At 39.7% G+C, this 22,570-nt stretch carries 19 protein-coding genes and 1 other annotated feature (1 of these 20 running past the window's edge); of the genes, 15 read left to right on the plus strand and 4 right to left on the minus strand.

Going from position 1 to position 22,570, the window contains the following annotated elements; genetic code table 11:
* Positions 1–149, plus strand: a binding site (T-box leader) (it extends 66 nt beyond the left edge of the window).
* Positions 150–206: 57 nt separating this feature from the next.
* The 11 genes from proB to ACQKMF_RS06400 all read left to right on the plus strand — a co-directional run bounded on the left by proB (position 207) and on the right by ACQKMF_RS06400 (position 14,751).
* Positions 207–1,295, plus strand: a complete 1,089-nt coding sequence (gene proB / locus ACQKMF_RS06350; RefSeq protein ID WP_063593971.1) for a glutamate 5-kinase — start codon at positions 207–209, stop codon at positions 1,293–1,295.
* A 35-nt stretch (positions 1,296–1,330) separates the two neighbouring features.
* Entirely contained in the window at positions 1,331–2,578 is a 1,248-nt protein-coding gene (locus tag ACQKMF_RS06355) for a glutamate-5-semialdehyde dehydrogenase (protein WP_252266974.1), read from the plus strand.
* An 80-nt stretch (positions 2,579–2,658) separates the two neighbouring features.
* The gene (locus ACQKMF_RS06360) at positions 2,659–3,093 is read left to right on the plus strand and encodes a general stress protein (RefSeq protein WP_402937996.1); all 435 of its coding nucleotides are present in this window, start codon (positions 2,659–2,661) and stop codon (positions 3,091–3,093) included.
* A 660-nt stretch (positions 3,094–3,753) separates the two neighbouring features.
* Positions 3,754–5,688 carry a sigma 54-interacting transcriptional regulator gene (locus ACQKMF_RS06365; RefSeq protein WP_427572182.1) on the plus strand — a complete coding sequence of 645 codons (1,935 nt, stop codon included), beginning with the start codon at positions 3,754–3,756 and terminating at the stop codon, positions 5,686–5,688.
* A 186-nt stretch (positions 5,689–5,874) separates the two neighbouring features.
* Entirely contained in the window at positions 5,875–6,849 is a 975-nt protein-coding gene (locus ACQKMF_RS06370; RefSeq protein ID WP_260358966.1) for a hydroxyacid dehydrogenase, read from the plus strand.
* 81 nt (positions 6,850–6,930) lie between these two features.
* Positions 6,931–7,611, plus strand: a complete 681-nt coding sequence (locus ACQKMF_RS06375) for a sodium:solute symporter family transporter (RefSeq protein WP_402937988.1) — start codon at positions 6,931–6,933, stop codon at positions 7,609–7,611.
* A 79-nt stretch (positions 7,612–7,690) separates the two neighbouring features.
* Complete coding sequence (locus ACQKMF_RS06380; RefSeq protein ID WP_402937985.1) at positions 7,691–9,352, plus strand: thiamine pyrophosphate-dependent enzyme; 1,662 nt, start codon at positions 7,691–7,693, stop codon at positions 9,350–9,352.
* Positions 9,353–9,406: 54 nt separating this feature from the next.
* The gene (locus tag ACQKMF_RS06385; RefSeq protein WP_427572185.1) at positions 9,407–10,588 is read left to right on the plus strand and encodes a Glu/Leu/Phe/Val family dehydrogenase; all 1,182 of its coding nucleotides are present in this window, start codon (positions 9,407–9,409) and stop codon (positions 10,586–10,588) included.
* Positions 10,589–10,646: 58 nt separating this feature from the next.
* The gene (locus ACQKMF_RS06390) at positions 10,647–12,077 is read left to right on the plus strand and encodes an amino acid permease (RefSeq protein WP_402937979.1); all 1,431 of its coding nucleotides are present in this window, start codon (positions 10,647–10,649) and stop codon (positions 12,075–12,077) included.
* A gap of 135 nt (positions 12,078–12,212) precedes the next feature.
* Positions 12,213–13,655 (plus strand): aldehyde dehydrogenase family protein, encoded by a 1,443-nt coding sequence (locus ACQKMF_RS06395; protein ID WP_260358962.1) that lies wholly within the window; start codon positions 12,213–12,215, stop codon positions 13,653–13,655.
* Positions 13,656–13,719: 64 nt separating this feature from the next.
* Positions 13,720–14,751, plus strand: a complete 1,032-nt coding sequence (locus ACQKMF_RS06400; protein ID WP_137019950.1) for an aromatic ring-hydroxylating oxygenase subunit alpha — start codon at positions 13,720–13,722, stop codon at positions 14,749–14,751.
* A gap of 162 nt (positions 14,752–14,913) precedes the next feature.
* On the opposite strand, the gene ACQKMF_RS06405 is transcribed toward ACQKMF_RS06400, so the two are convergent.
* Complete coding sequence (locus tag ACQKMF_RS06405; protein WP_402937974.1) at positions 14,914–15,360, minus strand: DUF5392 family protein; 447 nt, start codon at positions 15,358–15,360, stop codon at positions 14,914–14,916.
* Positions 15,361–15,820: 460 nt separating this feature from the next.
* On the opposite strand from ACQKMF_RS06405, the gene ACQKMF_RS06410 reads away from it, so the two are divergent.
* Together ACQKMF_RS06410 and ACQKMF_RS06415 are read left to right on the plus strand one after the other, a co-directional pair.
* A complete protein-coding gene (locus ACQKMF_RS06410; RefSeq protein ID WP_260358960.1) occupies positions 15,821–16,201 on the plus strand; it encodes a hypothetical protein in 381 nt (126 codons plus the stop codon).
* Positions 16,191–16,655 (plus strand): hypothetical protein, encoded by a 465-nt coding sequence (locus tag ACQKMF_RS06415; RefSeq protein ID WP_427572189.1) that lies wholly within the window; start codon positions 16,191–16,193, stop codon positions 16,653–16,655. The genes ACQKMF_RS06410 and ACQKMF_RS06415 overlap by 11 nt, the downstream gene beginning before the upstream one ends.
* 128 nt (positions 16,656–16,783) lie before the next feature.
* On the opposite strand, the gene ACQKMF_RS06420 is transcribed toward ACQKMF_RS06415, so the two are convergent.
* The 3 genes from ACQKMF_RS06420 to ACQKMF_RS06430 form a co-directional block, all read right to left on the minus strand.
* On the minus strand, positions 16,784–17,359 hold the full coding sequence (locus ACQKMF_RS06420) for a hypothetical protein (RefSeq protein ID WP_402937969.1): 576 nt from the start codon (positions 17,357–17,359) through the stop codon (positions 16,784–16,786).
* A 17-nt stretch (positions 17,360–17,376) separates the two neighbouring features.
* Positions 17,377–17,943, minus strand: coding sequence for a membrane-spanning protein (locus ACQKMF_RS06425; protein WP_427572191.1), 567 nt, complete (start codon positions 17,941–17,943; stop codon positions 17,377–17,379).
* A 73-nt stretch (positions 17,944–18,016) separates the two neighbouring features.
* Positions 18,017–19,150 (minus strand): GerAB/ArcD/ProY family transporter, encoded by a 1,134-nt coding sequence (locus ACQKMF_RS06430; RefSeq protein WP_402937965.1) that lies wholly within the window; start codon positions 19,148–19,150, stop codon positions 18,017–18,019.
* Positions 19,151–19,818: 668 nt separating this feature from the next.
* On the opposite strand from ACQKMF_RS06430, the gene ACQKMF_RS06435 reads away from it, so the two are divergent.
* Entirely contained in the window at positions 19,819–20,172 is a 354-nt protein-coding gene (locus ACQKMF_RS06435) for a GNAT family N-acetyltransferase (RefSeq protein WP_101222333.1), read from the plus strand.
* Positions 20,173–20,913: 741 nt separating this feature from the next.
* A complete protein-coding gene (locus ACQKMF_RS06440; protein ID WP_427572426.1) occupies positions 20,914–22,548 on the plus strand; it encodes a spore germination protein in 1,635 nt (544 codons plus the stop codon).
* The last annotated feature ends 22 nt before the right edge of the window (positions 22,549–22,570 follow it).

Here is a 22,570-nt window from a genome sequence, read left to right on the forward strand (position 1 = left end):
AAGGCCCGCGACAGGAATGCGCAGAACCTGCTTCTTGAGTCCTATGCAAAACATAGGCGCAAATCCTGGCGTTATCAGGCAAAGTGGAATGCATGAATTTGCATTCAATGAAGGTGGTACCACGGAGAGCAGCCCTTTTCGTCCTTATTTCGAGGATGAAAAGGGCTTTTTTTCATGTCTTAGATATTTATTGGAGGAAGTAATCGATGGAAAAGAAACGCATCGTTGTAAAGATAGGAAGTAGTTCTTTGACCAACACACAAGGTGAAATCGACCAGAATAAATTTTCCGATCATATCCAGGCAGTGGCAGCTTTAAGGAAAGCCGGACATGAAGTTGTCCTTGTTTCATCAGGTGCTGTAGCGACAGGTTTTCGCAAGCTTGGCTACCCGACGAGACCTGTCACTCTCAAAGGAAAACAAGCTGCTGCAGCTGTAGGTCAAAGCCTATTGATTCAATCGTATATGGAACAATTGGGGCATTTTGGAATCGTTCCGGCGCAGATTTTATTAACAAGGAAAGATTTCTCGAAAAAAGATAGATATAAAAATGCATATGCCACATTGATGGAATTGCTTGAACGCGGCATCCTTCCGATCATAAATGAAAATGATACAGTATCGGTCGAGGAGTTGACTTTTGGTGATAATGATATGCTATCCGCCTTAGTAAGCGGCCTGGTCCACGCGTCCAACTTGATCATATTAACGGACATTAATGGGCTTTATGATTCCAATCCACAGACAAATCCAGGGGCTAAACGATTTGATAAGCTATCCGAAATAACGGATGATTTATTGCAAATGGCAGAAGGTGCAGGTTCCAATGTCGGAACCGGTGGGATGAAATCGAAGCTGATTGCAGCGCAAACTGCATTGTCTCTAGGGGTGAAAGTATTCATCGGTTCTGGTTTGGGGAGTGATAAACTTCTAACAATCCTTGAAGGCAATGGTGATGGCACGTATATTGGGAATGATCTCTTGACGACGGTAACGAAAAACAAACAATGGATATCACTTCATTCAAAAGTATCCGGGAAAATTTTCGTTGATGAAGGTGCCGAAAGGGCCTTAGTTTCAAATGGCAGCAGTCTGCTGCCAGCTGGAATTTATGAAATTAAAGGAGTCTTCAATAAGGGTGATGTTGTCGAAGTCTTTGGTGCAAATGGGTTATTAGGGCGGGGTGAGGTCCTTTATTCCGACGAAGAATTAAAACAGGCGATGGGAAAGAGGACATCCGAGCTTATAATCACTTCCATAGAAGTTATCCATCGCGATAAATGGGTGAAAGCATAAAAAATAAATTTCAAGAAAAAAGGGTGAATTTGGAAATGAGTGAAGTGACGGCGAAAGGAAAGGCAGCCAAAAAAGCCAGTTATCAGCTAATCGGTTTGAGTACGGAAAAGAAGAATGAGGCACTTGGAAAAATTGCTAAACAACTTATTATCGATAAAGATTTTTTGATAAAGGAAAACCAAAAGGATCTGGAAGATGGCAGGAAAAAAGGTCTCAGCGAGTCTATATTAGATCGAATTATGTTGAATGTTAACCGTATTGATGACATGGCAGCGGCCATTATGCTTTTAATCGATTTAAATGATCCGATTGGGGAACGATTGGAGACGATCGAAAAAGAGAATGGTTTATTGATTAAAAAGCAACGGGTGCCGATCGGGGTAATCGGAATGATTTATGAAGCAAGGCCTAACGTGACCATCGATGCAGCTACATTATCCTTGAAAACGGGGAATGCTGTCATCTTAAGAGGCAGCTCTTCAGCTAAATACTCCAATATGGCACTAGTCTCTTCCATTCATAAAGCATTGGAGAATACGGAAATCCCTGTAGAAGCTGTTCAGTTGATCGAGGATACAAGTCGTGAAACCGCTAAGGAACTTTTTCATCTTAATGAGTATTTAGATGTTTTGATTCCCCGCGGCGGAAAGAATTTAATTGAAACGGTCATTAAGGAGTCCACTGTTCCCGTCCTTGAGACAGGTGCAGGCAATTGCCATATCTTCATCGATCAGACCGCAGATATCACGATGGTCGAGAAAATTGTCTTAAACGGTAAAACTCAGCGCCCATCCGTATGCAATGCTATTGAGGGGCTTCTAATCCATGAAGAATGGTTTAAAGAAAATGGAGTGCGTATTCTGGAACTCCTGGACGAAAAGGGTATTGAATTATATGGAGATGAAGCGGTTTGCAGCTCCTTTCCGAGAGCGAAAACGGCTACGGAGGAAGATTGGTCAACTGAGTACCTGGCTTTAAAACTCAGCGTGAAAACTGTAAAAGGTGTATCCGATGCCATTGATCACATAAACCGGTACGGTTCCAAGCATTCTGAAGCAATCCTAACGAGGGATGAACAAAATGCTTACGCATTTTTGAATAAAGTAGATGCCGCAGCAGTTTATCACAATGCTTCCACCCGTTTTACAGACGGCTTTGAATTCGGTTATGGCGCAGAAATCGGCATTTCCACACAAAAGCTGCATGCACGTGGACCAATGGGGTTACCGGCCTTAACATCAAGCAAGTACTTCATATACGGCCAGGGGCAAATCCGGGAATGAAATTCATTTCTTTCATGGAAGGTTATTAAACCTCAATTAAGGGTATTGTACAATACATTACTTTTAAAGGAGCAGATACCATGGACAAGAGGTTTATAGCAATATATGATAATGAAAATGAAGCGACTACAGCAGTCAAAAATTTAAAGGAACAAGGATATACATCCGATCAAATATCAGTAGTGGCAAAAAATATCGATAAATTACCAACTGAAGCCGAGGAAGTCAGCCCGGCAAAAACTGATGGATTAGTAGCTGGGGCAGCAGCCGGCGGAGCTGTCGGGTTGACAGGCCTGCTTATTGGAATGAGTGCATTGGCCGTACCAGGAATTGGTCCGATATTGGCAGCGGGTCCGATTTTCACCACATTTGGCGGAGCCGCAGCCGGGGCAGCATCGGGAGCAGGCGGATTGAGGAAGCCATTATTGGATCTTGGACTGGAGGAAGCCGAAGTCGATCAATATATGGAGGATATTAAAGCAGGGAAAATCCTTGTCATAGCCGATCCTTTTTAAGTTCGCAAGTAAAACCACCTTGAATGAACAGACTTATGATGTTTGAGAACTAAACTCCATAAAAACTCAAAATTAAACAGCTCTTATTTATTTAAAAACCCCGTTCAGAATTCTTGAACGGGGTTAATCTTTTTGTAGGCTAATTTTATTGTCACTAACGATAAAATCAAAAGGAATTCCACATTGGTATGAAGAATAAAGGAATATAGTCCTATTAGCGAGAAAGGGAGGGGGATTATGGTGAAAAAGCAGAAGCCGATGCCACTTTAAGAAATTATAGATATTTTATTCATGATGATTTTCCCCTTGAGAATCATTATACTGATTATAATGTTAAAAAGCGTTTTCCAGTGATGAAAAGCAAGTTTTATTGAGAAGAATTGAATGACCATTCTTATTGTGATATTTAATACCAATCGAAATCCTTGTGATGAAAAAACCCACGATAACAGGGTTTTTTATTTTTAAAAGTGAAAGATGGAATATCTTGATAAAATGGGGAATTAATCTCATGCGTACTTAAGGCATTAACTTTTCATATTCTGGCATTGAAAAACTTTACGGCATTCTTAGCTAACTCGAACTATCAAGACCTTGTATGACCAGGGCTTTGAGCTTTATCCAATAAAGCAAAATGATTTTAGGTTGGAGGTGGGTGTTTTGATAAAAATAAAACTCGTTGTTCCTCGAAAAGGGTATATTACGGACGCCTTTGAAAGATTTGAGGAATTCAACAAGTTGGAAGCATCGGAAAACAATGATAACGGATCGGTGAAGTTTGTATTAGAGGAGGTAGTTGAGGATGCCGATAAGATTGGAAAGCTGAAGCTTGATGCTGATGTAATCATCTCAAGGGGGTTAATCACGAAACTTTTAAAAGAAAGCAATGAATTCATTCCAATCGTTGATATACCAGTGCAGGGTATCGATCTCATTCGTTCCCTGTATGATTGCAAGGCTCGTTTTGGCAGTAAAAAAGTGGCTGTCATAGGTGCGTTAAATATGATTTATGGTGTTGAAAACCTTTCGGATATCGTTGATTTGCCAATTCAGTCCTATATATTAAATGATATCGAGTCCTCAGTCAGTTTAGTGGATTTAGCAGCCAGAGATGGCTGTGAGGTTGTGTTAAGTGGTTTAAGTACATGTAAATATGCCGAAGAAATAGGGTTGGGAGCCATTCTGGTGGATACTGGAAAGGAATCATTTCGGCAGGCGTTGATTGAGGCGAAACGAGTAGCTCTTGTCAGCAGAAGGGAACAGGAGAAGACCAAGCGTTACCAAACGATTCTTAATTATGCCTATGAAGGGGTTATTGCTATAGATTTAAAGGGACAAATATCCGTATTTAATACGGCGGCTCAGGAGATTTTGTCCATTGCCAAGGGGAGCTTAATTGGAAATTCCATATACGATATAATAAAGCCCGGGAAATTTCGTAATATGCTTTTAAGCGATGATGAATACGAAAAAGATACGGTTGCTTACCAATCCATTCAATTATCGGTAAAAAAAGTCGGGATATTTTTAAAAGGTAAAAAAGTGGGGGATATGGTCGCCTTTCAAGATGTTACCCGCATTCAGGAGATGGAAGGGAAGTTCTTTAGAAAGCTTCATTCACGCGGACATGTGGCGAAGTACACATTTGATGATATATTGTATCGGAGTTCGGAAATCAAGAGGACGATTGAAACGGCTCAACGTTATAGTGAAGTAGATTCAAACATTCTTATAATTGGAGAAACTGGAACGGGCAAGGAAATATTCGCCCAAAGCATACATAATCATAGCAACCGTAAAAATAACCCGTTTGTAGCCATTAATTGCGCAGCCCTTCCCGAAAATCTATTGGAAAGTGAGCTTTTCGGATATGCAGAAGGAGCTTTCACGGGAGCCATGAAAGGCGGAAAGCAAGGATTTTTTGAACTGGCCCATAGAGGTACGATTTTTTTAGATGAAATCGGAGAAATCTCCCCGAAAATGCAAAGCCGGCTGCTACGTGTCCTGCAGGAGCGGGAAATCATGCGCATCGGTGATGATAAAGTAATTCCGGTTGATGTGAGAATTGTGTCTGCAACGAACAAAGACCTCATGCAAATGGTAAAAAGTAATGACTTTCGGGAGGATCTGTATTATCGCTTGAGTGTGCTGGACCTTGTATTGCCTCCGCTTCGGGAACGCAGAGAAGATATTCCGTTATTGGTGAATGCCTTTATTCGGAAAGGTCATTCGGAACAAAAACAAATCAAGATCACGGATAGTGCCATGAAAAAGCTAAGTGAAGGGAATTGGGAGGGGAATATTCGCCAATTGCAAAATTTTTGTGAGCGATTATGTGCTCTTTATAAGAACAAATTAATTGATGTGTACGATATCGAAATGTATTTTCCGAATATAGTTAAAAAGAAAATACCGCTGTCGCAAACTGACGGAGAGAGCGATATGTCACCCGGAATACATTTATCCGAGCGTGAAAGAATTGTTCAAACGTTAACGAAGGTTAATTTTAATAAAGGAAAAGCCGCCTTTGAGTTAGGCATGAGTCGCACGACATTATGGAGAAAGATGAAAAGCTTGAAGATTGAAATAAATTGAAACGTATTGAAACAAATTAATTCATTATGAAACAAATTGTTTACTTTATTTATCTCTTAATTTGAGGACTAATTGGCTTCTTTCTTGAATAAACGGATGTTTTTTATGTTGGCACAATAATTGTATATAAACAATGTAGTAGGAAAGGTTTTTCCTTCAAGGTTAACATGAAAGGTTGGTGGGAATGTGAGTCATTTAGTGTATATTCCTCAAGATATTGAGAAAGAGGGGAAAAGTTATTTAGTAGAAAAAGGCTTTAAGATTAAAGTAGGGTCTGATTTGTCGCAAGAAATTCTTATGGAAGAAATCAAGGGTTGTGATGCAGTATTAACGAGATCAACGGCTGTAATAAATAGAGAAGTTATTACAGCAGCTGAAAACCTCAAAGTAATAGCTAAGTATGGAGTGGGCTTGGACAATATCGATATCGAAGCCGCTACAGAGCGTGGCATATATGTAACAAATACCCCAGAGGCGAATGCGAATTCTGTAGCTGAACATGTAATGGCATTAATTTTATCATTGTCCAAAAACTTAAGCTTGGCTGATAAAGAGCTGCGCAGCGGGAATTTTGCTATCCGTAATCAACTTTTTGGCATGGACTTGGAAGGCAAGACTTTGGGGATTATCGGACTAGGGAGAATCGGTAGAATACTGGCAAAAAAGGCTTCCGAAGGCTTCGATATGAAAGTGATTGGCTACGACCCTTATGTTACAGCCAGCCCGAATTCAGAGCTGGAGATAGCAACAGATTTAGAACGGGTATTCAGAAACTCTGATGTTATTAGTCTACATCTGCCGTTAACGAAAACAACAAAAGGAATAATAGGAAGCCGTGAGTTTTCCTGGATGAAACCTTCCTCCTTTTTTGTAAACGCTTCCAGGGGCGGAGTGGTGAAGGAAATTGATTTAGTAAACGCTTTGCAAGCAGGCGAGATTGCCGGAGCTGGAATAGACGTATTTGAAGTTGAACCTCCTGATAAATGGAATCCCCTTTTTAAATTGGATAATGTGATTGTCAGTCCTCATAATGCGGCATTGACGAAGGAAGGTTCCGTACGCATGGCTGTACATGCAGCTATGCAGGTGGAACAAGTTCTTACTGGCGTAAAACCGAACTGGGCTGTAAATGAGCCCTTAACTAAAGGGGTGTCAATGTAATAATACAGTGATAATTATCTGTTTTTTCTGATAAAAAAGGTTTGGAAGATTCGAGTTTAGCATTTGTTGATAAGGATGATTATGCCAATTTATCAAGTAATCATCATTTTTTCGTTATTTATTGGTTTTTCTGCGATTCTCCAAGTTCCGAATTTACAGGGAGCGGAAGCAGACTTAGCTTTATTTAAAATGGCGAAGATGTCATTTGATCCCTGGTTTGTCGGAGTTATTGGAGCATCAGGGGCGATGGCCGCCCTTATACCCAGTTCACTCGTGTTGACGGCTACGGCCACGATCCTTTCAAAAAATGTATATAAGGTGTGGAAGCCGAATACATCAGATGAGCAGCTTCAAAGACTGAGCAGGATGTTAGTACCTGTCATTTCTATAGTGACTCTATATTTTACGTTCAATGGCGGGGAGTCGATTTTTACGTTATATCTTATGGCATATAGCTTCATGGCACAGTTGTTTCCAGCACTTTTTTTCAGTCTGTGGAAAAAGAATCCGATTACCGTTCAAGGAGCTTTTGCCGGAATGATCGTTGGAATCCTAATTGTCATATACTCGACTACTTCAGGTACGACGCTTGCTACTTTATTTCCATCTCTACCGCAAGGAATACAAGATCTTGATGTGGGGTTAGCTGTATTATTCATCAACATTGCAGTAACTTCGGGAGTGAGTGCCGTTACTGGAAAAACTTCAATTCGGATGGAAGAGAAAAAACAAGTTTCCAGTATGGAAAAACTTATTAAATGATAGTGGGAATGAGTTCAATATTAATATAATCATAAATTACGAGAACAAAAACACGTACTTGAAAGCGGGAGGCTTGATTATGAAAGTCAGTGGAGGAAGAGCAGTCGTAGAAGTAATGGCTATAGAAGGGGTGAAAAAAGCTTTTTGTGTACCAGGTGAAAGTTATCTTAGTGTAATGGATGCACTATATCAACATCCTGAAATAGAACTTATTTCCGCCAGGCATGAAGGCGGTGCCTCTTTTATGGCGGAAGGTTATGCCAAGGCTTCAGGGGAGGTAGGAGTTTGTATGGCAACGCGTGGAGTGGGGGCTACAAACTTAGCTATCGGCATTCATACTGCTGCTCAAGATTCAACCCCTTTGGTTGCGCTTATTGGCCAAGTCGAACGCCCTTTTAAAGAGAAGGAAGCATTTCAGGAAGTGAATTTGACGGGTTTTTTCAGTCATTTATGTAAATGGACGATAGAGATCGATCGTGTGGAAAGAATCCCGGAATTATTGCAGCGGGCTTTCCATATTGCGCGATCGGGTCGGCCGGGCCCTGTATTAGTGGCTTTACCGCATGACATGTTAGAAGATGAGGCAGAGTTGAACATTAATCCATCTTATCGCCCGCGTCCTCCTCAACCACATATGGAAGATGTGAAGCGGGCGATGGATACGATACGAAACGCGGAGCGCCCCGTATTGATTGCAGGCGGAGGTGTGATTCACGCTAAGGCCAACAGGCTGCTTGTACAATTTGTAGAGACAATGAAACTTCCTGTCGTTACAGCTTTCCGTCGATTTGACGCGTTTCCGAACTCACACCCTTGCTATGCAGGATGGCTTGGGTTTGGGACACCTCAATATTTACTTGATGCAATCCGTGACGCAGATGTAGTTTTGGCATTAGGGACACGATTCTCTCAAGTAGGAACCCAAGATTACACCTTGCTTTCTAAAAATACTAAACTGATCCATGTGGATATTTGTCCGGAAATTTTTGGTAAAGTGTATGCTCCTTCCCTTGCCATTGAAGCAGACGCCAAGAGCTTCTTGGAACAAGCAATGCTAACGCCAGAATCAGAATCTATTTCAAGCGAGGATCATTTGAAGGAATTGCACGATAAATATATGGAATTTTCTGAACTCAAGGCCGACTATACAGAAGATTTCGTGGATATGGACGGATTGATGCATGATCTTGCCGTCGGTCTGCCGAAGGATACCATCATTACAAATGATGCAGGAAACTTTTTTGGATGGCTATCCAGATATTATCGTTTTGAACAAGAAAACACATACGTGGGGCCAACTTCGGGTGCGATGGGATATGGACTGCCTGCTGCTATTGGGGCAAAGCTGGCGAAGCCTCACAAACATGTTGTTTCTATTTCAGGAGACGGCGGCTTTATGATGACTCTCCAAGAGATTGAAACCGCTGTACGGTATAAAATTCCGACTATATCAATTGTTGTGAACAACAATATTTACGGAACAATTCGTGTACATCAAGAAAGGCATTTTCCAAATCGGGTCGTTGGAACTGACTTGTCCAATCCTGATTTTGCTGAATTGGCGCGTTTATTTGGAGCACATGGTGAAAAGGTTGAAAAAAATAGTGATTTTGCGCCAGCGTTGCAAAGGGCGATTGCTTCAGGGCTGCCTGCTGTAATCGAAGTTGCAGTCAATCCAAAGATTCAATCTGTAGGCCAAGACAAGAAGGAAGTCCACGAAAAGCTAATGTCGAACAATTAACATTGGAAGTTAGCAGGAACCAATAAAAAGAAGATAATTAGGGAGGTTTCATAGTTGTTAAAACCATATTTAGTAGTGGAATGGAATGATACGGAAACAGATGCTAAAGGCTGGCTGGTCGTCCATAACTTTGTCAAAGGTTACACAGGCGGCGGTACTAGAATGCACCCAACGGTTACAAGAGAAGAGGTCGAGAGGTTGGCCGAGGCTATGGCTTATAAGTATGTAGCCTGTGAGTCTGAGACGACTGGCGGTTGTAAAGCGGGCATTGCCTATGATTATAAAGCGCCAGACGCATATGCAGTGTTAAGAAGATTTCTGATTGCGATGATGCCTTATATAGATATAGGGGTATCGTTAGGAAGTGATTTAGGTACCAAGTATGAAGATGTGCTCAAAATATTTAATGAATTTGGCATTGATATCCCATTAACGAAATCAATGAAGCAGAATCCGGATGTTCTGCAAGGGATAAAAGACTTCGATGAATTATTGACGAAAAAAATCGACGGGTTGTTTTTAAACGATGTCGTAACAGGCTATGGTGTGGCTTTTTCCGCAGATGAGGCATGGAAATTTAAAAGCGGAAAAGGTGGAGCGAGAGTTGCCATTCAAGGATTCGGCTGTGTAGGGGCAAGCTGCGCATTGAAAATGTCCCAGTTAGGATACAAAGTTGTGGGAATTTCCGATGCAGCCCTTTTGGTTACGTGTGAAGAAGGATTGGATGTCCAAAAGCTTATTGATCATAAGAATATGTACGGGGAAATGGATAAGGCCTTTTTTGAACCGCATTATGATGTAAGGTCAAACACGGAATGGCTCGACATAGATTGCGACATTTTAATTCCGTCAGCATTGGAGGATGTCATCCACATATCCAATGCCAAAAGCGTAAAAGCGAGCTTGATCGTTGAGGCGGCAAACATTCCCCTTTCTTCAGAGGGAGACGAAATCATAAAACAGAGAGGAATAGATGTTGTCAATGATTTCGTTGCCAACCTTGGGGCGATAAGATTTTATGATGTGGTTATTTTCGGACTGGTTAAACCAAATCCACAAGCTGTCGTTGATGATATAGAAAAACTATGCAGGAAAAATACGTATCATTTATTTACACAAGCTAAAAAACAAAAAAAATATCAAAGAGAAGTAGCCTATGAAATATTTAAACCGACAATCAGCGACCTTCCAGAATATGCAGTGCCTTCCGAAGCGTTATCGTGGAACTCTAGTTAACTTGTGTTAATCATAAAAGTGTTTAAGCTGATTATCGATCAGAAACGGGGGGGAAATCATGCAAACAGAACATGAAAATCAGCCAAAAGAATTACAGCGTTCAATGAAGAGCAGACATTTATTCATGCTCTCCTTAGGTGGGGTAATTGGAACAGGTCTTTTCCTGGGCTCAGGATATGCCATAGGTGAAGCTGGACCCTTAGGAGCGATTGTTGCCTATTTGGTCGGTGGTTTATTAATGTACTTGGCGATGATTTGTCTCGGTGAATTATCGGTAGTGATGCCGGTATCCGGATCCTTTCAGGTTCATGCAACGAAATTTATCGGTCCCGCCACTGGATTTGTCATTGGCTGGATTTACTGGCTGAGCTGGGCTCTTTACGTAGGCCTGGAATTTGTAGCGGCCGGTTTGCTCATGACTAGATGGTTTCCCAATACACCAGTATGGATATGGTGTGTGATATTTACGGTACTTTTATTCACTATAAATGCATTAACAACGAGAAGTTTCGCTGAGACAGAGTATTGGTTCTCCGGGATTAAAGTACTTGCCGTCATTCTATTCATAATTATCGGTGCAGCAGCGATGTTTGGATTGATTCATATGGAGGATGCACAGCCTGCCCCGTTCTTTTCCAATTTTATAGGAGATGGACTATTCCCTACAGGATTCACGGGTGTGTTTATATCGATGATGACAGTTGTGTATGCTTTCCAGGGATCGGAAATCATGGGTGTTGCAGCAGGAGAGACGGAAAACCCGCAAAAAAGCATTCCTAGAGCGATTAGAAATATCGTAATACGTGTGCTGCTTTTCTATGTACTGGCAATCTTTGTTCTATCGGCCATCGTTCCTTGGAAAGAAGTTGGGGTACTGGAAAGTCCATTTGTTACCGTGTTTGAAATGGTAGGCATTCCTTATGCAGCTGACATTATGAATTTCGTAATTTTGACGGCGGTCCTCTCTGTAGGAAACACGGGTCTGTTTGCTTGTACAAGGATCCTTTTCTCCCTTTCTCAAAACGGTATGGCGCATTCTGCATTTGGAAAGCTCAATCGGCGCGGTGTACCTTTTAACGCCTTACTTGTCACCATGGTCTTTGCCTTGCTGTCCTTACTTACTAGTGTAGTAGCGGAAGAAACGTTATTCGTTGTACTACTTTCCGTAAGCGGGGTTGGAGGGGTGCTTACTTGGATGGCGATTGCGTTCGCACAATACAAATTCCGTAAGCAGTATATCAGAGCAGGCGGAAAGGTTGAAAATCTGAAGTTCAGAGTACCTTTTTTCCCGTTTGCCCCGATTCTCTGCATCATTATGTGTCTAGGTATTTTCGTGTTCACCGCTTATGATCCGACACAGCGAACCTCGTTGTATTGGGGATTAGGTTTCGTCATTGCTTGCTATATCTTTTACTATTTTAGATATGCGAGAAGGAAAGTGGAGGTGCCAGCCTTAACAAATGATCAGCCCAATGATTTTGTTCAATAGGAGAATATTCCTAATGTGCCCGACAAAAGAAAACGTTAGGGTATGCAGGAGTCGTTGAAGAATCCATTTAGAAGTTACCAGTTATAAGTAATCCTATTATTTAAAAGTAGAAAAATAGAATACGGAGGAAATCGTATGCGTTACTTAAATTATATTAATGGAAAATGGAAAGAACCCACTACAGGTGAATATAAGGAAAATCTTAGTCCTCATAATGGAAAAAATTTAGGGGAATTTCCATCAAGTGCTGCGGCTGATTTACATGATGCAGTGGCAGCCGCAAAAAATTCATTTCCTGACTGGAAAAAGCTGTCGTTTCAGCAACGGGCTTCATACTTGCAGAAAGCAGCTGATATTTTGAAAAAGAATATTCAGGAAGTAGGTCAAGATTTGATAAAGGAAGAAGGAAAAACATTCTTGGAAGGGATGGGGGAAGCCAATCGTGCTGCCAGCATACTTGAATATTATGCTGCTGAAGCCCGACAGCCAATCGGGGAAGTAATTCCTTCAGCAAATGCCAATACATTTTTATACACTATTCGCACGCCGCTAGGTCCGGTGGGGTTGATTACCCCATGGAACTTTCCTATCGCCATCCCTGTATGGAAATTGGCGCCGGCCCTGATTTACGGGAATACAGTCGTGATTAAGCCGGCTGATTTTACACCTAAGTCGGTCTACCATGTGATGAAAGCCTTCGATGAGGCGGGTCTTCCGCCTGGTGTCATCAATTGTGTATTCGGAAGGGGCTCCGTCATTGGTGCTGCTTTAGTGGAACATCCGGATGTGAAGGCCATATCTTTTACCGGCTCGAATCAAGTAGGTCAGCAAATTCAAAAACAAGCCATTGAGCATGGAAAGAAAGTGCAAGCGGAAATGGGAGGGAAAAACCCTCTTGTCGTCCTCGCCGATGCTGATCTTGAAAAAGCAGTGGAAATAGCTATAGGCGGAGCTTTTAAATCCACAGGGCAAAAATGCACAGCCACTAGCCGGGTGATTGTGGAAGAAGGAATTTATGAAGTATTCCGGGAACGGCTTGTCGCGCGTACGAAAGAATTAAAAGTGGGCGACCCGCTCAAAGAAGAAACATATATCGGTCCCGCGGTTTCTAGATCACAACGTGATGGCGTGCTTGAAATGATCGATGTTGGGAAATCAGAAGCTACGCTGTTGTGTGGAGGGGAGATTCCGGCAGAAGAGGAATTGGCGAACGGTTTTTATGTCCGGCCGGCTATCTTTGAAAATGTTCCACAACATGCCCGCATTGCACGTGAAGAAATCTTCGGACCAGTCATCGCCCTTTTTAAGGCCGTAAATTATGAGGAAGCAGTTAAGATGGCCAATGATACAGAGTATGGATTGAGCGCAGCAATTTGTACAAACAATTTAACGTTGGCTCAACGGTTTATTGAAGATGTGGAGGTGGGTCTTGTTCATGTCAATTCGGAAACAGCAGGAACCGAACCGCAAATGCCATTTGGCGGATGTAAAAATTCAAGTGCAGGCAGCCGTGAACAAGGGAAGAGTGCCGTTGAATTCTATACAGAGGTCAAGACAGTCTATATGGATCGGGTATAACTAAAATGGTTCCATGCATTTTTTAAACTTTTAAATTAGATGATAATCAGGAGGGATTTTCAATATGTCTATTAAAGAAAATGTACAGTTCAGCCCTACACTCCCTTATTCACGGTATGTCGAACCAGAGGCATTCAATGAAGAAAGAAAAAAAATCTTTAGAAAGAGTTGGATATTAGCTGGTCATGCAAGCCAAGTTGAAAAAGTAGGCGATTTCATGACAATAGACATCGCCGGAGAGCCTATTATCGTTTCTCGCGGTACTGATGGTGAACTGCGTGCTTTCTATAATATTTGCCCTCATCGCGGAATGAAAGTAGAAAACTCCGATAAAGGAAATAAGAAAATTTTACAATGCGGTTACCATGGATGGACGTTCAAATTAGATGGAAGTGTGCATAAAGCTCCTAATTTTAAAACGAATGAACTGGGAATACACAGTTGTATGAAATCCATTCGCTTAGAAGTTCAGAATGCTATGATTTTTGTAAATCTAGATAAAAATGCACCTTCTATGGCAGAAGCATATCAGGAATTTTTAGAGGAAATGAAAGAGTATCCCTTCTTTGATTCACTGAAACTAGTTAGGGAAACTAGACGTGTAGTAAAAGCTAATTGGAAAGCCGTTGTTGACAATTACCTTGAATGTGATCATTGTTCCATTGCTCATCCTGGCTTTGCAAAATCCTTTGATATATCAAACTTTTGCACAACGACACACGACAAATTCACCTATCAATATATGACAGCAAGTAAGAATGGCGAAGGTGATCAAGCGCGTTTTTATTGGGTTTGGCCAAATATGATGATTAACGTTTATCCAGGAGACGGGAATGTGAATACCATCCAAGTAATTCCTGTTGATGCCGTGACGTCGTTAGGAATTTATCGTGATTACTCCCTCGATGAAAAAATAACCATAGAAAAAGAAGAATATTTTAAATTTGTTGATCAAGTACGGCAGGAAGACTTTGAACTGGTGGAAAAACTGCAAAAAGGATTAAGTTCCGAGGCATTTACAAATGGTATCTTTTCTCCAACTGAACATGCTGCAGTCTATTTTCATGAACTTATTGATAAAAAGCTCCAGAACTAACAACTAAGCTGCAAATGGAATGCACTTAAAGAAGAAACGTGATACAGAGGATTTTTGAATTCAATAGCCTAAGCAACCAACAAGTGTGATTCGGCAGTTTATCGGATCACACTTGTTGAGTTGTTTTTTTCGTGCTGAGTTTTTTGCTTATTTCTACCGATATTATTCCGGGTGTGAGGATTTGTTCTTCCATTGTTGTTCTTCAGCAAGAAACTCAAAAAAAACATTCATGGCAGTAAGCGGATGCTCATTTACTCTTTTAAAGTAGTTACTTTTTCTGGCATCTGTTAAATAGCTGCTTTTTTTGATTCTATCCAACATATATTGTTGACTAATTTTCACTATTTCTTTTTGGTTGTGTTTGTTTTCTTTTAAAAAGGCAAATCCTACAGCTCCCACCATTGCATAGATTCCAAGTGCAATTTTCGAGATGGGTAAAGATTCGTTCTTAAATAAAAGGAAAAAAAGATTAATGACGGAAAAGCCTATCATCACCGTCGAAAAAAAACCGTATTTCATATTTTTCTTCAACAAGGGGGATAATTTTGATTGAAGTTGTTCAATTTCGGCTTGCATGAAACTCGGTATATTATTTATTTTAATATTCATTGTATCCTCCTTAATATTGTTCAAAAATGGCACTGAGAAATCGTACCTATTCAATGAAACAGGAAAAGGAACCTAATAATATATATCTTATCGTTTGGTAACGTGTTTGTCATTTAATATAACCCTTGGACTCTTTTAAAGGGAAAAGTACAGCAGTGATGTGAATAAGAATGCCATGTATACTTTGATAACCCAGTTAGACAGCGTTATTGAAGTATGTTGCCTTAATATACTAACAATGGTATTAATGATGAATGGATTATGGTAAAATGGTCCTCAAATGGAAGTTGTATTTTTCGTTTTTTGCTTATTATTAGTTATGGATGGCCTTGCCGCGCCTTTTTTTGTCATAAATACGTGACTATTGTGGTATTTAGTACTTTTAAATCGAGTTTTGGAACAAATCCATATATAATTAGAAAGCGAGATATTAGATTCAAAGATTAAGGAGGGACATAAAATGATGGAATGGGCTCTGATCATTTTGTTTGCTGCAGCAGTATTACTGTTCATTTTATCGTTTATTAAAAAGGATTCTGCAAAAGTGGATAGTCAATTGGAACAGCTTGCTATCACTTTTGGAGATGAAATGAATGTATTACAGGAAAAAATCAGGAACATCGAGATAGATGCTGAAATTACGGTGCAAGAGGCAGGCGTTCTAGCAATGACTTCCGAAAAGCGGAACTTGTTGCGTGAAGTACTCGACCTACATAAGCGAGGCTACTCATTTGAAAGCATCGCACTAAAGACAAAACAGCCGGAAGATGAAATTGAAAGCATGCTTACTCCTTACATAAAAACGAAGAATGAAAGGAGAATTGTGGCCAATGACATCTAAATCAATGCGCAGCTTTGCCGGAGGCCTTGTTGTTGCAGCAGGTTTATGCGGTGCAGTGTACTTCTTTGGTCCAGGAGAAGCGACCGGCACATCAGAGAAACTATCAGAAGATGAAATGAAAGAGTCTCTGGCTTCAGAAGGGTATGTCATACATTCAGAAAAAGAATGGGAAGATCAGATTGCTGAAGCACAGTCGATTAAAGCGGAAGCGGAAAAAGAAGCGGTAAAAGAACCAACAGAAAAAATCATATACCGTACAGTTCTAACTGTGTCTAAAGGCTCTACAAGCATCGATGTGGGTAAAAACCTACAAAGGGCAAAGGTCATTAAAAATGCCAATGAGTTTTCTGACGCGGTTGAAAAGAAAGGCAAGGCCAACGGTTTACGACCTGGAACATATGTGGTGGATAGTGCGATGACGACGGAAAAAATAATTTCCATCATATTTAAATGAACATAAAAACGACCATCGATAAGATGGTCGTTTCAGTTTGTCTACAAAAGGGATATCGTTATCCCCAACCCTTTGGCAGACAGTCGGCGTAAAGGGAGCAGGTTTCTGAAATCAACTGGAACGTTTTTTTATGTTTTCTTTAACTTAATCTTTGTCCGCACTCCGGCCCATACTGCAATGATAAGCCCTCCAACAGTATCTGCGATTAAATCTATCATTGTATCTTTATTTCCCCCGCCTTGCAGGGTCATTCCGAATAATTGATCAGAACTAAATTCGTAAATCTCCCAAATGATACCACCAAGTGCTGAGAAGGAGAGGGTAAACAAAAAGACAAACCAAGGGGATATATCTTTGCCTGCATTTCTGTATACCAATCGTTCATATAAAGCAATTCCCGTAAAAGCTAGAAGGGAACCGCTTAGTAAATGTAAGAGTGTATCCCACCATCCCAGTCCATACCAGCCTAAAATAGATCCTAAATATTGTGAACCGAATAAGAAGATTAAATAGGAAATGATAATTGGCAGATTGAATTGAAGCTTGGTAAATAGGGCCAATAAAAGGGGAATTGCTCCACATACCACACCGCCTATCGAAACCAGTGATTTAAAATTTTCATCGTCTGTATAGTAAAAAATAGATAAAGCTGCCATGAAAAGTACATACACTGAACTTATAGAAATAACTAGCTTACGATTCATATGATTACCTCAATAAATTATAATTTTGATTTTTGTAAAATAGAATAAACGGAGATAAGCAGGCCGCCCGTAAGACCGAAAATTATATCGTACATGGTGTCTTTATTACCGCCTCGTTGCATGGTATGAGTAAAAGTGAGATCTCCTACGAACTCATATATCTCCCAAAGGACAGTGGCAATGGCTGAAAGTGAGAGAGCAAAAAGAAAGGTGACCCACCTTGAAACATCTTTTCTCGCTTTTTGAGGAATGAATTGTTTATAAAGAGCAATTCCAACAAAGGCCACGAAAATGCCTTTGTAGAAGTGAAGGCCAGAGTCCCACCATTTAAAATCCACATAAAAATTTGCGATGGACCCTAAAAATGTCGTACAGAAAATAAAAACATAGTAACCGATTATGATTGGAATGTTAAAAGGATTATTTTTTACAAACAATAATATAATGGGCAGGGCACTTACCAATATTCCTCCAAGAGCTACCATCCATCGGGAAGAATCATCTTTTATGAGGTAAAAGATGAGTAAACCAGTCATGAACGCTATAAAAACAACACTAAAAATGATGATTATTTTATGTTTCAATATACTCACCTCATTCGTAAATATTCATTACCCGGTAAATTAGGACTTCTGGAATATTTTTATTATGTTCTTTTTAACCGTTATGGATATTATCATTGTTGGTGCCATGGTGCTTTTTAATGATGTTTTTAAATTTAGCCGTGATAAATAATAATAAAGGCATGACCAGACCAAAAGTCGCTGCATGGAATAACCATATATTTTTATTGAATTCCCCGGATGAAGGGACCGTCGGAAAAACAATCAATGAATAAAAAACCATTATCATCCCTAAAGCCGTAGTAAATGGACGATAATCTTTTATATTGAATATGTTTGAAAATACAACAACCGAAACATAAAAATACATAACCGTCCTGGTATAGGTTGTAAAGATCCAAATCGTGGCAATTATAGCTTCGATTCGCATTAGGAAATTCCCTACATTTATTTTTTTTGCCATCGTATAACTTGGAGCGATATTTCTTGCTGTGTTATCGGGTCCAAGAACCAAAATGTCCAGCATGATAACTAGAATTAAAATGATTCCACCGATCAATGTGCCAATATAAAAGGCTTTACCCCCTTTTTTACTATCATTGACTTTTGAAGGGAAAATCATTAAAAACATAACAGGAGACAGCGTGAACACGCTGATGAAAAAAAGTGTCCCCCGTATGACAGGTTTGGCTCCATTTTCAAATACTGGCTGAATGTTTTGGATATTGGCTTGAGGAATGATGGATACCAAAAAAATAGTCAGTAATATTAATACGGGTATGAAGAATATTTCCAACGTGCGTGTAAAAGTTTCAATTCCAAGGCGAACTGTCAAGATCACAACTGCAGCTAACAATAAATTCAATGCTGCAAGTGGGGTATCTGGCATCCAAAAAGTTTCAATGAACTTCCCCACATAATAAATAGTCTCGGCAGCAGTTGAAAAAGACCAGATAAAAAATGTGAAATTGATCATCTTTCCGACTAACTTACCAAAAACCTTTTCATTTATTTGATCTAAAGGGAGATCAGGATATAAATTACCAACCCTCATGTAAAACCATACAAAAATTAATGCGATTCCTGTCCCAAATAATGCAGCAAGCCACGCATCCTGCTTTGCAAAACCAGCTAAAGGAGAAGGAGTATGTAAAATAACCGTTCCTACCGAATACAAAAGGATTAAAATCATCATTTGATGTGATGAAATTTTGAAACTACCAGGCATTATTTTTCACCTTAATGTTTGTTCCTTCCTACTTAATACCCCTTAGTTTTGGCTATTCATGTTCAAGTTATTCACACGGAAATTAACTTGAATCGTCATGGCTTTACTTCGACAATCCATTGCCATTTCATTATTCAGGCTCGATTTTGCTGCTTTTTATATTATTCTTATTTCTTATTCCGGAATCAAAATCAAAAATAAACAATCTGTATTTGAAATATGTGTAAACCTCCTTATCTAAAGTTATATGGCCGTTAATCCGAGACAAAATATACAATTGTCAAACACATAGGAAAATAATTTGAAAACGAGAGTTGGGTAAATTACTGGAAAAAACATAGCAGAATAATTTTACTTGTCCCACTTCCATTATGCAGCTTCTCCTATTGGTCCAAGAGAAAGTATTTAAATTCCCCCACATCATAATTTTTTAGGAACTGAATATTTGATTTGTAATAGATTTGAGTTGGCGCGATTCTTGCATATTATTTATGTGTATATCTATGTGTGTATTTCTAATAAATATGGAGAAAGGAGAAGAATGGGATACTGTTAGACACACAATTATTGAAACATTTATTTGATGTTTAGTTTGCCCTTGGTTATATGTCAGAAATTTAATCCGGAAGGCAAATCCATTAAAGTAAAAAAGGTAGGGGAACTTTAGAATGAAAATACCAGTAGAAAATATAGTAGAGTTAACTGTAGAACATCAATTCTTACAGGCTTATCCTATATTAAGTCAGTTGCGTACTGATTTGACTTTTAAGGAATATCTAGAATTATTAAATGATATGCGTAAGGAGGGTAAAAAGTTATTTGCTTTATATCATGATACGAGCATCGTAGCGTTAGCAGGTATTAGCTGGCGTGAAGATTCACATAATGAGCGCTATGTTTATGTTCAAGATTTGGTTACTGATGTAAATCATCGTCCTAGTGGCCTTGGATATAATCTGCTAAGTTATATACATAATTGGGCAAAAGACCAGGGAGCTGAATATATTACATTGGAATCTTGAATTCGGCCCCTTGTTACCATATATAGTTCGTCGCCATTCGCCTTTTCAAAGGCAAGGTGCCTGCACCAAAAAATTAGTTAAAAGCTTAAAAATTAGTTAAAAGCTTATAGAAACTCTGTGGAGATATCTCTGCAGGGTTTTTCTTCATTTATCTTTTTTCGTGCCCCTAAACCAGCCAACTTCATACTACTTTAGTCCAACAAGCATAAGTTAAAATCGTTGCCTCGAAAATGATAATAGATTATGCGAATATTGGCAATCTATGCATTTACTCATAGGATACTTTTAAACATAACTTCCAATAAATTTCATTAGTTGTGCTTCAGCAAGAAAGTTTTAGATTAATAAAAGACAATTAATATACAAAATTACCTTAAGGCATTTTCATCGGAAAAAGCCTACAACGGGGTTGTCAAAGAAAATCCATTTTTAATGTTATGCCTACTGAACTGACTCCAAAAGAGAAGTTGCTTCCAAGTTTGCAGGGATGACGGGAAGTGGTTAATGTAATTCAATTTTGTTGGAAAAAATAGGTCCAAAAAGGTTAATATCCGAGGCATCTTCAGCAACCTTTAATTGAATTTTGCGCTTGAAAATTAATTGCAATTTATTTTACTTAGATGGATATAATTGCTGCCAAGGTGAAAACATAATTTTAACAGGCTTTTGGTTATGAGGGGGTTAGCATTGAAATCTCGAGTTCCTATCCCATTGAGGAAATTAATTGAAGATAAACAATCGGTGAAAAGTAAAAAACAAGAAGCAGACCCAAAGCAAAGCGAACATCCAAACTCCAGCAAAACTAATAATCACAACCAAAATCCGGTTCAAGCCCAAAACCGAAGTGAAGACTCAAAGAAACTTGAAACAAAACTTATCTCTTCTGACCTTCAATTTAACTTAAACCATATTAAGAAAACGGTAGGAAATAGCTCAGACATAGTTATAAGGGATTTTCAAGCAGGTAAAAATGGGCAAATTAAATTAGGCGTCGTTTATACAGATGGATTAACGGATTCAGCTTCCATCCAAGATTTCATCCTCGACACTTTGATGGTTGAAATTCGGAATTCGGAGTTGGACGTAGCGCTCCTTAATCACACTGACTGTTTTGAAATGATAAAATCACATATTCTTCCTGTCGGGGGGATAGTGGAAATAAATGATTTTCAAAAGCTTTTTAACCATGTCTTATCGGGAGACACGATGTTATTGATTGACGGCTCCCCAAAAGGAATGGCACTCGGATCACGAGATTGGGCCGATCGCGGAGTTCAGGAACCTTCCTCCCAAACAGTAGTCAGAGGACCAAAGGATGGGTTCACTGAAACGCTGCGAACAAATACTGCTTTAATACGACGGAGAATAAAAGATCCTAACCTATGGCTTGAAACAAAACAGATTGGAGAAAAAACGCAAACAGACGTAGCGATTATGTATTTAAAAGGTGTTGCCAATGATAAAACGGTTTCAGAATTGCAAAGCCGGATAAATCGAATCAATATAGATGCGATTCTAGAGAGTGGTTACATTGAAGAGCTTATTCAGGATGAAGTATACACTCCTTTTCCAACCGTTTATAATACGGAACGACCTGATGCTGTAGCCGCTGCCATTTTAGAAGGAAGGATTGCGATACTAATTGACGGAACTCCGTTTGTCCTTATCGTTCCAGCACTGATGGTGCATTTTTTCCAGTCCAGTGAAGACTATTATCAACGGGCGGACATTGCAACATTAATTCGAGTATTACGGTATTTATCCTTTTTCCTTGCTTTGCTTACACCGTCTCTTTATATTGCTGTTTCGACCTTTCATCAAGAAATGCTTCCTACTCCTTTACTCATAAGTCTAGCCTCACAGCGAGAGGGTGTTCCTTTTCCAGCTTTTGTAGAAGCGATGCTGATGGAGGTAGTATTTGAAATCTTGCGTGAGGCAGGTGTGAGGATGCCTAGGGCAATCGGGTCATCCATTTCCATCGTTGGTGCATTAGTTATTGGACAGGCTGCTGTCGAAGCAGGGTTCGTTTCGGCAACAATGGTTATCATCGTGTCCTTAACAGCCATCTGCAGCTTTGTGTTCCCAGCCAATAGTATGGCCATGGCTTTTCGGATGCTTCGATTCTTGTTTATGATTCTTGCCGCTACATTTGGGTTATACGGGATCATTTTGGGGCTGATCGTGATGGTCCTGCATTTAAATAGCATAAGATCTTTTGGTTTACCATATTTAGCTCCAAATGCACCATTCATTTTACAAGATCAAAAAGACAACATCATTCGTATGCCACATTGGTCATTATTAAAGCGGCCTCGTTTGATCAGTAAAAATGATACAGACAGAGGAGAAGTAAGTCCTCCTAAACCACCTAGATAAAATGATGAGATTATGAGGGTTC

It is taken from the genome of Peribacillus sp. NPDC101480 (assembly GCF_050277335.1).
Taxonomy (GTDB): domain Bacteria; phylum Bacillota; class Bacilli; order Bacillales; family DSM-1321; genus Peribacillus.